The sequence below is a fragment of the Streptomyces sp. UNOC14_S4 genome (genome assembly GCF_020740835.1).
Lineage (GTDB): Bacteria > Actinomycetota > Actinomycetes > Streptomycetales > Streptomycetaceae > Streptomyces.
Genome location: NZ_JAINFC010000012.1, coordinates 1 through 14,257, shown reverse-complemented (window position 1 = coordinate 14,257; position 14,257 = coordinate 1). Strand labels below are relative to the sequence as shown.

The following is a 14,257-nucleotide window of genomic DNA, read 5'->3' as shown; positions in this document are numbered from 1 at the left end:
GCGGCACGGCTGACAGGCTCGGATCCGTCTGTACAACGCATGTACAACGCATATTCTCTGCGAGGAAACACCCACGATGACTGACACGAACGGGCACCGGTACCTGGTATTCGGGGCCAGCGGATTCCAGGGCGGCGCGGTCGCCCGCCTCCTGGCGGAGCAGGGCCACGCGGTGCGCGGCTTCGCCCGCCGCGAGGTCGGGGCGGACAAGGCCACAGGCGGCGTCACGATGGTCCAGGGCGACCTGGCCGACGCCGCCGCCGTCCGCGCGGCCTTCGAGGGCATCACCCATGCCGCCCTGGTCATGCCCCTGGTCTACGACCAGGAGACCGTCGAGACCTACGCCCGGAACGTCGCCGAGGCCGCCGTGGCCGCCGGTGTCCGCCGCCTGGTGTACAACGTCAACACCCCGCTGCCGGGCGAGAAGACGCCGTACGCCTCCTTCGAGACGCGCCGCGCTGTCGAGGGCATCCTGCGCGACAGCGGCGTGCCGCTGGTCGTCGTCCGCCCGCCGGTCTACCTGGACAACCTGTTCAGCCCCTGGAACGGCCCCGCGCTGGTCGACGACGGTGTGCTGGCCTACCCGCTGCCCGCCGGCCGGCGCGTGGCCTGGCTGTCCCACACCGACCTCGCCGCCGCCGTCGTCGCCGCGCTCGGCGCCGAGGGCCTGGAGGGCGAGACCCTGGAGATCGGCGGCGCCGAGGCCGTCACCGGCCCAGAGCTCGCCGCCGCCTTCGCCAGGGCCCTGGGCCGCGAGGTGACCTACCTCGCCCTGGACCCGGCGGAGTTCGAGGCGGGCCTCGGCCAGGTCGTCGGCGCCGACGCCGCCGCGGGTGTCGCGGGCATCTACCGCTGGGCCGCCGAGGGCCGGGAGCCGGAGCTCTTCGCCGCCGACCCGAAGGCCACCGAGCAGCGGCTCGGCATCCGTCTGACGCCGATCGGCGAGTGGATATCCGCTCAGCCCTGGCACATCTGGGCCAAGAAGAACGACTGAGCGGGCCCGGGGAAGCCCGGCGCGGTCCGGCAGCGCCCCGAGGGGGCGCGGGGCCGCCGCGTCATGCGGCTCCGCCGCGTGGGCAGGGCAAGCCACGACGCACCCGCGGACGACTCGCCGGACTTCCGGCAGAGCGCTCAGCACGACGGACGGGGTGTGCCGCGACCACCGCGGCACACCCCGGACGAAGCACCAACGGGGGGAAGCAGGATGACCGGGCAGCACCGCCACGGGCCTGACACACGAATGCCTGTCGCCGTCATCGGCATGGGCTGCGCCTATCCGGGCGCATGGGGGACCGACGAGCTCTGGGAGCTCCTCGCCGACGGCGTGGACGCCATCGGCGACATCCCGGAATCGCGGTACGACACCGAGGAGTTCCACGCACCGGACCCGGGCACGCCCGGGAAGAGCACCAGCCGCCGCGGCGGCTTCCTCGACGGGCTCGCCGAGGCCATCGGGCCGGACGCCTTCCCGGCCGAGGAGTTCGGTGTGGAGCCCCGCGAGATCGCGGACATGGACCCGCAGCAGCGGCTGCTCCTGCTGACCGCCCGCGCCGCGCTCCGTGACACCGGGCTCCCGCCCGGGCGCCACGCGGGCAGCCGCACCGCCGTGTTCGTCGGCCAGTCGCACTCCGACCACTGGGACGCCCTCCGCGACCGCGGCCTCGACACCCTGGACCTCGACTCCTTCAGCGGCAGTCACCAGCGCGGCCTGCTGGCCGGGCGGCTCTCGTACGCCTTCGACCTGCGCGGCCCCAGCGTCACCGTCGACACCGCGCAGGCGTCCTCCCTCGTCGCCCTGCACCTGGCCGTGCGCAGCCTGCGCGGCGGCGAGGCCGACATGGCACTCGCCGGCGGCGTCAGCCTCGTCCTCGGCCCCGCGGCGAACGTCATGCTCTCCCGGGCGGGCGCGCTCTCCACGGACGGCCGCTGCAAGTTCGGCGACGCGACCGCCGACGGCTTCGTCCGCTCCGACGGCGCGGGCGTCGTCGTCCTCAAGCCGCTGGACCGGGCGCTCGCCGACGGCGACCGCGTCCGGGCCGTGATCCTCGGCAGCGCCGTCAGCAACGACGGCCGCGCCAAGGACCGCCTGACCGACCCCTCGCGGGAGGGCCAGGCCGCCGCCATGCGCTGGGCCTACGAGGACGCCGGGGTCGTCCCAGGCGAGGTCGCGTACGTCGAGGCCCACGGCACCGGCACCCGCATCGACCCCGTCGAACTCGGCGCGCTCACCGACGTGCTGGGCGAGGGCAGGCCCGCGGGCCACCCCTGCCTCGTCGGCTCGCTCAAGACCAACATCGGCCACACCGAGGCCGCCGCGGGCGTCGGCGGGGTCATCAAGACCGTGCTCGCCCTCGAACACGGCACCGTGCCGCCCAGCCTCCACTTCACCACGCCGCACCCCGCCGTCGACTGGGACGCGCTGCCCCTGGTCGTCCCTACCCGGTCGCAGCCCCTGCCCTCGCAGGACGGGCGCCCCGTGATCGCGGCCGTCAACGGACAGAGCATCTCGTCCACCAACGTCCACCTCGTCCTCGCACAGGCCCCGCGGACGCCCGGCACCGGCCACCGCCACTAACCGGACCGCGCCGCCCCGCCCACCGCTGCCGCTCTGCTCTTCCACCGCTGACGCCGGGCGCCCGGCACCTGCCGCCGCCGCAGTGCAGGTCCGTCCGCCTTCCCCACACCGCCGCGGGCGGCGTCATGCCCACTTTCTGGAGACAATTCATGACTTCTGACCTCTTCATGGACCACGGCAACCCTCTGCAGACAGAAAAAGTCAGAGCCCTGGACCCACTCCTCGCGGACGGGCCGCTCAGCCGCCTCCCCGAGCTCAACTCCCGCGCCGCCGTGGCCGAGCTGACCGCCATGCTCCGCGCTCTGACGCCCGGCCTCGACGCGGTGGCCCTCTACTCCACCGACGAGTGCCTCGCCGCGATGCGCGACCTGGGCATGCTGCTCGGCTCCCTCAAGCGCCACGACACCGAGCCCGCGGCCGTCGTCCCCGAGGTCGTCCCCGTGCTCCAGGAGCTCGGCCGCCGCACCGGCATGATCCCCCGGGACACCGTGCACCACTACACCACCTGGAACCCCACCGACGAGCGGCAGCGCACGTACACCGGCGACCCCCAGGAGTACGTCCTCCAGGAATCCGTGCGCATGGTCTTCCCGCAGCTGCGCCAGGGCCTCGAACTGTGCGACATGCTGTCCCGGACCGACCCCGCGGAGCAGAAGTTCGCCGTCGTCCTCGACGAACTCACCGACCTGATGGGCGCGATGGTCGAATCCATCGACATGGTGGTGAAGGAGGTCGGCCCGGCCTTCTTCGCGCGCATCCTGCGCCCGTACTACGAGAACGTCACCATCGGCGGCGAGACCTACCTGGGCCCCGCCGCCGCCCAGGTGCCACTGTGGCTGATCGACCTGTCCGTCTGGGCCTCCGACCACAGCAGGCCCGAGTACCAGGAGTTCCTGGCCCACTCGATCCCCTACAGCCTGCCCCGCTGGCGCGAGCTCTACGACTCCTGGCTGCACGGCCCCTCGCTCGTGACCCGGCTCGTGGCCGCGTTCGGCGCCGACCCCGCCGAGACCGAGCGCTCCGAGCCCCACCTCGTGGAGAGCGCGGAGGCCCTGCTCCGCCTGCTGCGCGTGATCATGGTCTTCCGGGGGCGGCACCTGGGCATCGCCCGCAAGGCCTACCAGGAGGACCTGCGGCTCTTCCCGGTCGGCAGCGGCGGCGCCAGCGTCGAGCTGCTCAAGCAGATCCTCGACCTGACCCGCGACAACGCCAACCTGACCCGTGGCACCGCCGAGGAGAGGAAGGCCGCCTCGTGAAGATCCTGATCGCCGGAGCGGGCATCGGCGGCCTCGCCGCCGCCCTCAGCCTGCACGCCGAAGGTTTCACCGACATCACCGTCGCCGAGACGGTCCGGGAGATCCGTCCCCTGGGCGTCGGCCTCAACATCCTCCCCAACGCCGTGCGCGAACTGGACGAGCTGGGGGTCTACGAGGACCTCGCCGCCGTCTCGGTGCGCACGGGCGAGCTGTCGTACTACAACCGGTTCGGCAGCCTCATCTGGAACGAGCCGCGCGGTCTCGGCGCGGGCTACAACTGGCCCCAGCTCTCCATCCACCGCGGACGGCTCCAGATGGTGCTGGCCGACGCTGTGCGCAAGCGGCTCGGACCGGACTCGATCGTGACGGACACCCGGGTCACCGGCTTTACGTCGATGCCCGCCGGACGGCTCCGGGTGTCCGTCGCCCACCCCTCCACCGGGGCCACCTCCGAGACGGAGGCCGACGTCCTGCTCGGCGCCGACGGGATCCACTCCGCGGTGCGGGCCGCCCTCCACCCGGACGCCGCCCCGCCCCGCTGGAACGGGCTCGTCGTCTGGCGCGGCGCGACCTGGGCCAAGCCCTTCCTCAACGGCCGGACGATGATCATCGCCGGGGACGACCGCCGCCGCGGCGTCGTCTACCCGATGACCATGGGCGCCACGCCCGACGAGCCGGTCCTGATGAACTGGGCCGTGGCCCGCCGGGCCGACAGCGGCGAGGTGCCCGACCGCGCCGACTGGAACCGCGAGGTCCGCCCCGAGGAGTTCCTCCCGCACTTCGCGGACTGGGGCTTCGACTGGCTGGACCTCCCCGGCCTGGTCAGCACCGCCGACACGGCCTTCGAGTACCCCATGGTGGACCGCGACCCGCTGCCCTTCTGGACCGCCGGCCGCGTCACCCTCCTCGGCGACGCCGCGCACGCGATGTACCCGATGGGCTCCAACGGCGCCACCCAGTCCATCGTGGACGCCCGGGTGTTCGCCCAGTGCCTGGCCCGGCACGCGGACCCCGAGGAGGCGCTCGCGGCCTACGAGGAGCGCCGCCGCCCGGCGATGACCCAACTGCAGGCGAAGAACCGGCAGATGGGCCCCGAGATCGTCATCAACATCGCCCACGAGCGGGCCCCCGACGGCTTCGCCTCCATCCACGACGTGATGAGCGAGGCCGAGCTCAAGGAGATCTCGGCCCGGTACGCCCAGGTCGGTGCCTTCGACACCGACACCGTGAACCAGCGCCCGGACCGCCGGGCCCGAGTGGTGAAGGTCAGCGCGTGAGCCACCCCGTGAGTCATCCCGTGAGTTCCCGTATGGGGGACCGCATCAGAATCGACGTCTACTCCGACATCTCCTGCCCCTGGTGCTACATCGGCAAGCGCAACCTGGAGAAGGCCGTCGCGGCCTTCGGCGCGGACCGCGTCGAGCTCGTGCCCCACCCGTACCAGATCGACGGCGAACACCCCGAGCACGCCATGCCCATGCTCGAATGGCTGGCCGGGAAGTACGGCACCGCCAAGGCCACGGCCATGAGCGAGGAGGTCACCGAGGCGGGCAAGGCGCTCGGCATCACCTTCCGCAACGCGAGCGGCTACGCCGTCGACACCCTCCGGGCCCACCGGCTGCTGTGGCTCGCCGGGCGCCGCCACGGCGCCGCGGTCCGCTCCCGGCTGGAGGAACTGCTCTTCGCCGCCTACTTCACCGAGAACGGCGACGTGTCCGACCCGGAGCTGCTCGTCGACCGCGCCGTGCGCGCCGGGATGGACGGCGCGGAGGCCGCCGCGTACCTCGCCTCCGACGAGGAGCTCGCCGAGGTCAGGGCCGCCGTCGCCGCGGCGCGCGAACAGGTGGCGACCGTGCCCGCCTTCGTCCTCGGCGACGGCACCACGCTCGTGGGCGCACAGGACGAGGCGACCTTCCTGCGAGCACTCCGGCAGGCCGCCGACCGCGCCTGACCGACCGGGCGCGCACGCAACACAAGGGGGAAACGGTTTGAACGGCAACGGCGGCACGGACGGCAGTCCCGGCCTGCGCACGGCCCTCAGCGGCCGCCACGTCCGCATGATCGGGCTCGGCGGCGCCATCGGCACCGGGCTCTTCCTGGGCTCCGGGCTGGCCATGTCCATGGCCGGGCCATCGGTGATCCTCGCGTACGCGGCCGGGGCGGTCCTCGCGCTCGCCCTCGCCTACGCCCTCGCGGAGATGACCGTGGTGCACCCCCGGGCCGGGGGCTTCGGCGCCATCGCACACACCTACCTCGGGCCCTGGGCGGGCTTCGTCCAGCGCTGGATGTACTGGGTGGCCCAAGTGGTCAACATCGGCAGCGAGGTCACCGCCGCGGGCATGTACGTCCGCTTCTGGTGGCCGGAACTCCCGCTGTGGGTGCCCGTCGTGTTCTTCTCCCTCGCGATGCTGCTCGTCAACGCGGCCTCGGTGCGGTTCTTCGGCGAGTTCGAGTACTGGTTCGCGATGATCAAGGTCGTCACGATCGTGGTGTTCGTCCTGCTCGGCCTCGCCTGCATCACCGTCGGACTGCCCGGCCGCGAGCCCGTCGGCCTCGGCGCGTGGACGGAGCACGGCGGCTTCGCGCCCGGCGGCCTCACCGGCCTGTGGCTCGCCATGACCGTGGTGACCTTCGGCTACATGGGCACCGAGGCCGTGGCGCTCACCGCCGCCGAGTCCCGCGACCCGCTGCGCGACATCCCCCGCGCCGCCCGCGGCATGGTGCTCAGGCTCGCCCTGTTCTACCTGCTCGCGATGGCCGTCGTGGTCACCGTCGTCCCGCTCACGGGCGACGGTGACGGCTCCGCGGCCGGCAGCCCCTTCGTCCGGCTGTTCAGCACGGCCGGGATCCCCGGCGCCGTCACCGTGATGAACTTCGTGATCCTCACCGCCGCGCTCTCCGCCATGAACACCAACCTCTACGTGAGCGCCCGCATGGTGCACTCGCTCGCCCGGGACGGCTACGCGCCCCGCCGCCTCGCCCGGCTCAACTCCCAGGGCGCGCCCGGCAACGCGCTGCTGTTCTCCGCCGTCGGCCTCACCCTGGCCACCGTGCTGTCCGTGACCGCGCCGGAGTCCGCCTTCGCGCTGCTGGTCGGCATCGCGACCTTCGGGGCGCTCGTCACCTGGCTGCTGATCTTCGCCACGCAGTGGGCGTTCCGCCGCAGCCGCCGCGCCCAGGAGCTCGGCCCCTCGCCGATCCGGCTGCCCGGTACGCCGGTGACCACGGCCCTCGCCATGCTGATGGTCGTCGCGGTGATGGTGACCATGGCCTTCACCGAGCGGTTCGCCGACGCCCTGCTCTTCGGCGTGCCGTTCCTGCTGCTCGTCACCGCCTCCTACGGCCTCGTACGCCGCAGGCGGCGCGCCGCCGGACCCGAATCCGCCACCCCCTCGCGGGAACTGACGCCCTCCCGCTAGCCGAACCACCTGTCCTTCCCGCACGTCCAGCAAGAGAGAACGACCTTCACATGAGCCACGACACCGACGTGGGCGCCCCCGCGGCCACGCCCGTATCCGACACCGACACCGGCGGCGGCGACGTCCGCACCCTGGACCGCGTCGTGATCCGATTCGCCGGGGACTCCGGCGACGGCATGCAGCTCACCGGCGACCGGTTCACCTCCGAGGCCGCCGAGTTCGGCAACGACCTGGCGACGTTCCCCAACTTCCCGGCCGAGATCCGTGCTCCCCAGGGCACCCTCCCCGGCGTCTCCAGCTTCCAGCTGCACTTCGCCGACCACGACATCCTCACCCCGGGCGACCGGCCGGACGTCCTCGTCGCCATGAACCCCGCCGCCCTGAAGGCCAACCTCGGCGACCTCCCCGCGGGCGGGACGCTCATCGTCAACACCGACGAGTTCACCAAGCGCAGCCTGGCCAAGGTCGGTTACGCGGCCGACCCGCTGGAGGACGGCTCGCTGGACGCCTACCGCCTGCACAAGGTCGCCATGGCCACCCTCACCAAGGGCGCGCTGGAGGAGACCGGGCTCGCGAAGAAGGACGCCGAGCGGGCGAAGAACATGTTCGCCCTCGGCCTGCTGTCCTGGATGTACCACCGGCCCACCGCGGGCACCGAGCGCTTCCTGCGGGAGAAGTTCGCCAGGCGCCCCGAGCTCGCCGAGGCCAACATCCTCGCCTTCCGCGCCGGCTGGAACTACGGCGAGACCACCGAGTCCTTCGCGGTCACCTACAAGGTCGCCGCGGCCGGGCTGCCCGCCGGCACGTACCGCCAGATCACCGGCAACACCGCGCTCGCCTACGGCATCGTCGCCGCCGGGCGGCGCTCCGGACTGCCGGTGCTGCTCGGCACCTACCCGATCACGCCCGCCTCCGACATCCTGCACGAGCTCGCCAGGCACAAGGCGTTCGGCATCGCCACCGTGCAGGCCGAGGACGAGATCGCGGGCATCGGCGCGGCGCTCGGCGCCTCGTTCGGCGGCGCGCTCGGCGTGACCACCACCTCCGGCCCCGGCGTCGCCCTGAAGTCGGAGACCATCGGCCTCGCCGTGATGACCGAGCTCCCGCTGCTGATCATCGACGTGCAGCGCGGCGGCCCGTCCACCGGCCTGCCCACGAAGACCGAACAGGCCGACCTGCTCCAGGCGATGTACGGCCGCAACGGCGAGTCGCCCCTGCCGGTCGTGGCCCCCCGTTCGCCGTCGGACGCCTTCGACACCGTCCTGGAGGCCGCCCGGATCGCCCTGACCTACCGCACGCCCGTGATGCTGCTGTCCGACGGCGCCATCGCCAACGGCTCGGAACCCTGGCTGATCCCCGACTCCGCCTCCCTCCCCGACCTGCGCGTCGAGTTCGCCACCGGACCCAATGCCACGGACGGCTCCGGCGCGTTCTGGCCCTACCTCCGCGACCCGGAGACCCTCGCCCGGCCCTGGGCCGTGCCCGGCACCCCCGGTCTCGAACACCGCATCGGCGGACTGGAGAAGGCCGACCGCACCGGCGCGATCTCCTACGACCCGGACAACCACGAGAAGATGGTCCGCCTGCGGCAGGCCAAGGTCGACGGCGTCGACGTGCCCCGCCTCGCCGTGGACGACCCCGACGGCGACGCCCGCGTCCTGGTGCTCGGCTGGGGCTCCACCTACGGCCCCATCGGCGCCGCCCGCCGCCGGGTCCGCGCGGCGGGGGGCCGGATCGCCCAGGCCCACCTGCGCCACCTCAACCCCTTCCCGGAGAACCTGGGCGGGTCCTCGCGGCCTACGACCGCGTCGTCGTGCCCGAGATGAACCTCGGCCAGCTCGCGATGCTGCTGAGGGCCAAGTACCTCGTGGACGTCGTCGGCCACACCAAGGTCACCGGCCTGCCCTTCACGGCGGAGGAACTCCAGGGCGTACTGACCGATGTCATCGGAGGACTGGAAGCATGACAGCGATCGACCTCGGCATGCCCGCGCGCGGCGGCCTCGACGGCGTGCCCGCCGCCACCGGCCCGCAGACGGCCAAGGACTTCAAGTCCGACCAGGAGGTGCGCTGGTGCCCCGGCTGCGGCGACTACGCCGTCCTCGCCGCCGTGCAGTCCTTCATGCCCCAGCTCGGGCTGGCCAAGGAGAATGTCGTCTTCGTCTCCGGCATCGGCTGCTCCTCCCGCTTCCCGTACTACATGGACACCTACGGGATGCACTCCATCCACGGCCGCGCCCCGGCCATCGCCACCGGCCTGGCGACCGCGCGCGAGGACCTGTCCGTGTGGGTCGTCACCGGTGACGGCGACGCCCTGTCCATCGGCGGCAACCACCTCATCCATACGCTGCGCCGCAACGTCAACCTGAAGATCCTGCTGTTCAACAACCAGATCTACGGGCTGACGAAGGGGCAGTACTCGCCGACCTCCGAGGTCGGCAAGGTCACCAAGTCCACCCCGATGGGCTCCCTCGACACGCCCTTCAACCCCGTCTCCCTCGCCCTCGGCGCCGAGGCGACCTTCGTGGCCCGCGCCCTCGACTCCGACCGCAAGGGCCTCACCGAGGTCCTGCGCGCCGCGGCCGAGCACCGGGGGACCGCGCTCGTGGAGATCTACCAGAACTGCCCGATCTTCAACGAGGGCGCCTTCGACGCGCTCAAGGAACCGGGCGTGCGCGAGCGGCACATCATCGGGCTGCGGCACGGCGAGCCGATCCGCTTCGGCGCGGACGGCGAGCTCGGCGTGGTCCGCGACGCCCACGGCCGCCTCGCCGTACGGCCCGTGGCCGAGGCCGGCGAGGACGCGCTGGTCGTCCACGACGCGGGCGACCCCGACCCGGCCTACGCCTTCGCCCTGTCCCGCCTCGGCGGCCAGGACCGCGCCCACACCGTGACGGGTGTCTTCCGCTCGGTGTCCCGCCCGGTCTACGACGACCAGGTGCGCGACCAGATCACCCGGGCGCGCGCCGGGGGCGAGCCGGACCTGGACGCCCTCCTGCACGGCAGGGACACCTGGACGGTCACCGCGTAGAGCCGACCGGCGGGGGCGTCACCCTTTGGGGAGGGTGACGCCCCCGCCGACCTCCCGCTCCCGTCCGCCCGGGTGCCGGTGGCGCCAGGTCCAGAAGACGGCGCTGCACCCGACCGCCCACGCCGCGAGCACCGCGAACGGGAAGACGTGCTGGTGGCCGCCGAAATAGACGGCCGTGTGGTGGGCGTTGACCGAGGCCCCCGGCGGCAGCCACCTGCCCACCGTGCCCAGCAGAGACGGCAGCAGCGGCCAGGACACCGCTCCGCCGGAGGACGGATTCCCCAGCAGCACCAGCAGGCTCCACGTCGGCAGCATCGCCCAGCGTCCTACCAGCGCGTTGAACATCGTGAAGACCATCCCCGACGCGAACATCGTCAGCCCCAGGATCAGGCACGACTCCGCGAACGGCAGCCGCAGCGCGCCCAGGCCCCAGTCCACGATCGCGGCGATCGCGAAGCCGCCCAGCGCCGACTGCGCCAGGGTGAAGAGGATGCGCTCGCCCGGGTTCAGCGCGGCCGCGTGCACGCTCAGCTGGATCGCGCCGATGAAGCCGACCACCGACGCGGCGAGCGAGACGTAGAACAGCGCGAGCCCCCGCGGGTCGCCCTTCTGCAGCGGCTTGATGTCCGTCACCGTCACCGGCTCCCCGATGGCCGCGCCCACCCGGGGCGCCGTCTCCGTCAGCAACTGCGCGACCGAGGCACCCGAAGCGCCCGACACGGACAGCGCGGCACGCCCCTCCGGCCGTCGCTCCAGGATCGCGAACACCCGCTGCTCCTCCACCGCGTCCCGGGCCTCCCGGTACGTGGCGTAGTGGTGCAGTACGAGCGAGGCCCCCAGTGCCTGCTCCATCCCCTCCACGAACCGGGCCCGCTGTACATCGGGGGCGGGGACACCGGTCACGGCGGTGGGAATGCTGCGAGGCGTGGGGTTGGCCATGCAGTACGTGTACGACCCGGCGAAGAGCCCGGCGGCCGCGGCCACGAGCACCGCGAGCACGACAGCCGGAAAGAACGGCGACCGCCGGAACACCGCCCAGCGCCCGCCGTCCGTTCTGTTCTCCTCACCCATGCGCTCACCATAAGTGGATAAAGCGGGTGAAAACCTCCATGCGCGCGGAAGTGTTGGGGAGCGGTGGAAACGTGGTGAGGAGAGCGGTCCGGCTCAGGCCGCCGTCATACGGGCGAGTGTCCCGACCACCGACACGCTCGCCTCGGAACCGGGCTCGATCAGCGTGTAGTGCCCGGCACCCGGCAGGGCGACGAGTTCCGCGTCGGTGTGCACGGCCGCGTATGCGGTGAACTGCTCGTGCGGCAGCTCCTCGTCCGCCTCGCCGTACAGGACGACGGTCGGCACGCCCGTCGTGCCCCTGCCGCGGAGCATCGTCAGCGGGTCCACCAGCGGCAGCAGCGAGCCGACGCGCTCGGCGGGGCCGATCAGTTCGAGGCCCGCGTCGTTGCTGAGGCGCTCGCGGATCGTCCCGGCCAGGTCGGTGATCGGGGCGAGGGCCAGCACGGCCGTGGGCAGGCCCGCGGCGGTGAACCAGGGCGAGTTCCCGGGCAGCAGCCCGCGCGCGGCGGCCCACAGGGCCAGGTGACCGCCCGAGCAGTGCCCGGCCAGTACGTACGGGCGGCCCGCCGGGACGGTGTCCACCAGCAGCGCGATGTCGTCGAACGTCTCGGGGCAGCCGCCCGCCCCGCCCATCCGGCGGAACCCCGGCAGCACCGTCGTGAACCCGTTCTGCGCCAGGTGCGCGGCGAACGGCGTCAGGTGCGTCCGGTCGTACCGCCAGTACCCGCCGTGCAGCAGGACGACCAAAGGCGCGTCAGGGTTCCCGGCGGGCCATAGGTCGTACACCTGGTCGGGGTGTTCGCCGTACGCGTGGTGCTCGGGCGCGAGGACCGGCCGGAGGCTCAGCACCCGGCGCTCCTCCTCGGCGGCGAAGTCGGAGAGCTTCCTGTGTGCAGGGGCACTGTGTGCAGGGGTGTCGGACATGGCTGCGGACCGTCCGTCCAGGGCTCGGGGACTGCGTCAGCGTAGAAGCCCCGATGGTCCAGGTCCATGTCCAGGGACGCACCTTCTGGACCGGCGACGCCTCACCCGACGGGTAGTCAGAACGGTGCTGCTAGCCTGAACGAATGTCCAAAACCCGCACCCCCATACCACCCGACAGCGGAGCGCACCCCGTATGACGGAAGCCCCCACGCGTGTCATTCGGACGGACCCCGACTCCCTGTCCCTAGGATTGCGGGATGTTCATAGCCAGCACGTTTCCCGGAGGGGCCCGGTGAGAAGGTCCGAGGCCACCGACGAGCAATGGGAGGGCCTCGCCGAGGTCGTCCCTCTCCGAGGCCACCACTCCTGGCCTTCCTGGCCCAATCACCGCGCGCTTCCCGAGGAGGAGACGCAGCCCGACCGGCGCCAGCTCGTCGTCCTCCGCGTCCAGGTCTTCGCGGACGCCCGCGAGGTCGCCGAGCACCTGATGGCACGCATTCCGGTGCTGCTGGATCTGACCAGCGCCGACACCGATGTCGCGAAGCGCATCCTCGACTTCTCCAGCGGTGTCGTCTTCGGCCTGGGCAGTGGAATGCACCGGGTCGACACCAATGTCTTCCTCCTCGCGCCCGAGGGCACCGAGGTGGCGTCGGGATACCCCGATCGTAGGAAGAACGATCAGCTGAAACGGTTTGGCTGACCGGCCGGCACGTACGGTCCGGGCATGGACACTCACCGTGCCCGACCGGTCGCCCCTGCCCTCGTCGCCCCCGTTCAGCGTCCCGTGGTGACCGAACTCCGGCTCTCCGCCTTCAAGTCCCACCGCAACGCCGTCTTCCGCCTCGGCCCGCTGACACTCTTCCGCGGTGCGAGCGGCAGCGGCAAGTCCAGTGCCCTCCAGGCGTACGAGGCGCTGGCGCGCCTCGCGGGCGGCGACAGCCTCGACGGCGCCCTGGCCTCCGTGGCCGGGGGAGGCCCCGCCTGCGTACCGCACCAGGCGAGGCCGGACGCCCAGGGGCGGCGCGGTTTCCGTATCGGCTGCACCGTCGACGGCCCGGTGGGGCCGGTCCAGTTGGACGTGGCGGTCCAGGCGGAACCCGAGGTCCGCGTCGTCGGGGAACGGCTGACCTGCTCGGGGAGGACGCTGCTCTCCACCGCGCTGCGTGATCCCGGGCTCCGCACGGTCGAGGCCGCCTGGCACACGGCGGGCACGGTGCCCGTCACCCGCGCCCCGCTGCCCGACGACCGGCTGGGCACCGCCCTGTTGCCGCTGCGCGTCGCGGGCAAGACGGCGGGCCAGCGCCTGGTCCTCGACGCCGCGGAGCAGGTAGTGGTGGCCCTCCGCTCGGCGTTCGCCTGCGACCCACGGCCGGAGCTGATGCGCAGTCCGGTCGCCGCGCGCGACGGTCTGCTGCGGAGTTCCTGCGACAACGTGGCCGCCGTGCTCGGGCGTACCCGCAACGAATGCGCCACCCGGCACACGGCGCTCGTCGCCGCCGTCGGGGCGGGCTGCCGGGGCTCGGTGGACGCGCTGTCCGTGCAAGGACTGGACGGCGGCTTCGTGCGGGGCGTGCTCGGCCGGAAGGCGGGCGTGCCCACACCCCTGGAGCGGCTGGGCGACGGGGAACTGCGCTATCTGGCGCTGTGCCTGGTGCTCATGACCGGGCCCGGCGTGCTCGACATGGATCCGGTCGCCGAGGTGCTGCCCGCCCGGCAGGCCCTCACGGTGCTGGCCGACGGTTTCGACCGCTGCCTGGACCCGCGGCAGGTCCGCGAGCTCCTGACGCTGGCCGCGCGGATGTGCGAGCTGGGGCATGTGCGGCTGGTGGGGACGGTGCAGGGAGACGTGAGCAAGGTGGCGGAGGAGTTAAGGGAGGCGGGGGAGGAGGCGGTGACGGCGACGATGGTAGATCTGTAGATAAGAGGCGCGGCCACCACCGAGATGTACACGCGGAAGCTGATCGAGGGCGTCACGCCCAACC

At 72.6% G+C, this 14,257-nt stretch carries 11 protein-coding genes and 1 pseudogene; 10 read left to right on the top strand and 2 right to left on the bottom strand.

Going from position 1 to position 14,257, the window contains the following annotated elements; translation table 11 throughout:
- Nucleotides 1-76 precede the first annotated feature (76 nt).
- The 8 genes and pseudogenes from K6I34_RS02265 to K6I34_RS02230 all read left to right on the top strand — a co-directional run bounded on the left by K6I34_RS02265 (nt 77) and on the right by K6I34_RS02230 (nt 10,280).
- Complete coding sequence (locus tag K6I34_RS02265) at nt 77-994, top strand: SDR family oxidoreductase (RefSeq protein WP_229322286.1); 918 nt, start codon at nt 77-79, stop codon at nt 992-994.
- A gap of 246 nt (nt 995-1,240) precedes the next feature.
- Nucleotides 1,241-2,575 (top strand): polyketide synthase, encoded by a 1,335-nt coding sequence (locus K6I34_RS02260; RefSeq protein ID WP_229322285.1) that lies wholly within the window; start codon nt 1,241-1,243, stop codon nt 2,573-2,575.
- Nucleotides 2,576-2,724: 149 nt separating this feature from the next.
- The gene (locus tag K6I34_RS02255; protein ID WP_229322284.1) at nt 2,725-3,831 is read left to right on the top strand and encodes a monodechloroaminopyrrolnitrin synthase PrnB family protein; all 1,107 of its coding nucleotides are present in this window, start codon (nt 2,725-2,727) and stop codon (nt 3,829-3,831) included.
- Nucleotides 3,828-5,108 carry a flavin-dependent oxidoreductase gene (locus K6I34_RS02250; RefSeq protein WP_229322283.1) on the top strand — a complete coding sequence of 427 codons (1,281 nt, stop codon included), beginning with the start codon at nt 3,828-3,830 and terminating at the stop codon, nt 5,106-5,108. Before K6I34_RS02255 ends, K6I34_RS02250 begins: the two co-directional genes overlap by 4 nt.
- A 32-nt stretch (nt 5,109-5,140) precedes the next feature.
- Nucleotides 5,141-5,782 carry a DsbA family oxidoreductase gene (locus K6I34_RS02245; RefSeq protein ID WP_229322282.1) on the top strand — a complete coding sequence of 214 codons (642 nt, stop codon included), beginning with the start codon at nt 5,141-5,143 and terminating at the stop codon, nt 5,780-5,782.
- 37 nt (nt 5,783-5,819) lie between these two features.
- Complete coding sequence (locus K6I34_RS02240; protein WP_229322281.1) at nt 5,820-7,250, top strand: amino acid permease; 1,431 nt, start codon at nt 5,820-5,822, stop codon at nt 7,248-7,250.
- 50 nt (nt 7,251-7,300) lie between these two features.
- A pseudogene (locus K6I34_RS02235) lies at nt 7,301-9,216 on the top strand (2-oxoacid:acceptor oxidoreductase subunit alpha).
- On the top strand, nt 9,213-10,280 hold the full coding sequence (locus tag K6I34_RS02230; protein ID WP_374230775.1) for a 2-oxoacid:ferredoxin oxidoreductase subunit beta: 1,068 nt from the start codon (nt 9,213-9,215) through the stop codon (nt 10,278-10,280). The pseudogene K6I34_RS02235 and the gene K6I34_RS02230 overlap by 4 nt, the downstream one beginning before the upstream one ends.
- An 18-nt stretch (nt 10,281-10,298) precedes the next feature.
- Here the strand turns inward: K6I34_RS02230 and K6I34_RS02225 are convergent, their stop codons facing one another.
- Nucleotides 10,299-11,351 (bottom strand): ABC transporter permease, encoded by a 1,053-nt coding sequence (locus K6I34_RS02225; protein WP_229322280.1) that lies wholly within the window; start codon nt 11,349-11,351, stop codon nt 10,299-10,301.
- Nucleotides 11,352-11,444: 93 nt separating this feature from the next.
- Complete coding sequence (locus tag K6I34_RS02220) at nt 11,445-12,275, bottom strand: alpha/beta hydrolase (RefSeq protein WP_229322279.1); 831 nt, start codon at nt 12,273-12,275, stop codon at nt 11,445-11,447.
- Between the two features lie 292 nt (nt 12,276-12,567).
- On the opposite strand from K6I34_RS02220, the gene K6I34_RS02215 reads away from it, so the two are divergent.
- Both K6I34_RS02215 and K6I34_RS02210 read left to right on the top strand, forming a co-directional pair.
- Complete coding sequence (locus K6I34_RS02215; protein ID WP_229322278.1) at nt 12,568-12,975, top strand: cell division protein SepF; 408 nt, start codon at nt 12,568-12,570, stop codon at nt 12,973-12,975.
- Nucleotides 12,976-12,999: 24 nt separating this feature from the next.
- A complete protein-coding gene (locus tag K6I34_RS02210; RefSeq protein WP_229322277.1) occupies nt 13,000-14,193 on the top strand; it encodes an AAA family ATPase in 1,194 nt (397 codons plus the stop codon).
- Nucleotides 14,194-14,257: the final 64 nt, after the last annotated feature.

Excerpts from the sequence above, each read along its gene's own strand:
- K6I34_RS02265 (WP_229322286.1), top strand. The coding sequence starts at position 77 with ATGACTGACACGAACGGGCACCGGTACCTGGTATTCGGGGCCAGCGGA.
- K6I34_RS02230 (WP_374230775.1), top strand. The coding sequence starts at position 9,213 with ATGACAGCGATCGACCTCGGCATGCCCGCGCGCGGCGGCCTCGACGGC.
- K6I34_RS02245 (WP_229322282.1), top strand. The coding sequence starts at position 5,141 with ATGGGGGACCGCATCAGAATCGACGTCTACTCCGACATCTCCTGCCCC.
- K6I34_RS02220 (WP_229322279.1), bottom strand. The coding sequence starts at position 12,275 with ATGTCCGACACCCCTGCACACAGTGCCCCTGCACACAGGAAGCTCTCC.
- K6I34_RS02255 (WP_229322284.1), top strand. The coding sequence starts at position 2,725 with ATGACTTCTGACCTCTTCATGGACCACGGCAACCCTCTGCAGACAGAA.
- K6I34_RS02210 (WP_229322277.1), top strand. The coding sequence starts at position 13,000 with ATGGACACTCACCGTGCCCGACCGGTCGCCCCTGCCCTCGTCGCCCCC.
- K6I34_RS02260 (WP_229322285.1), top strand. The coding sequence starts at position 1,241 with ATGCCTGTCGCCGTCATCGGCATGGGCTGCGCCTATCCGGGCGCATGG.
- K6I34_RS02225 (WP_229322280.1), bottom strand. The coding sequence starts at position 11,351 with ATGGGTGAGGAGAACAGAACGGACGGCGGGCGCTGGGCGGTGTTCCGG.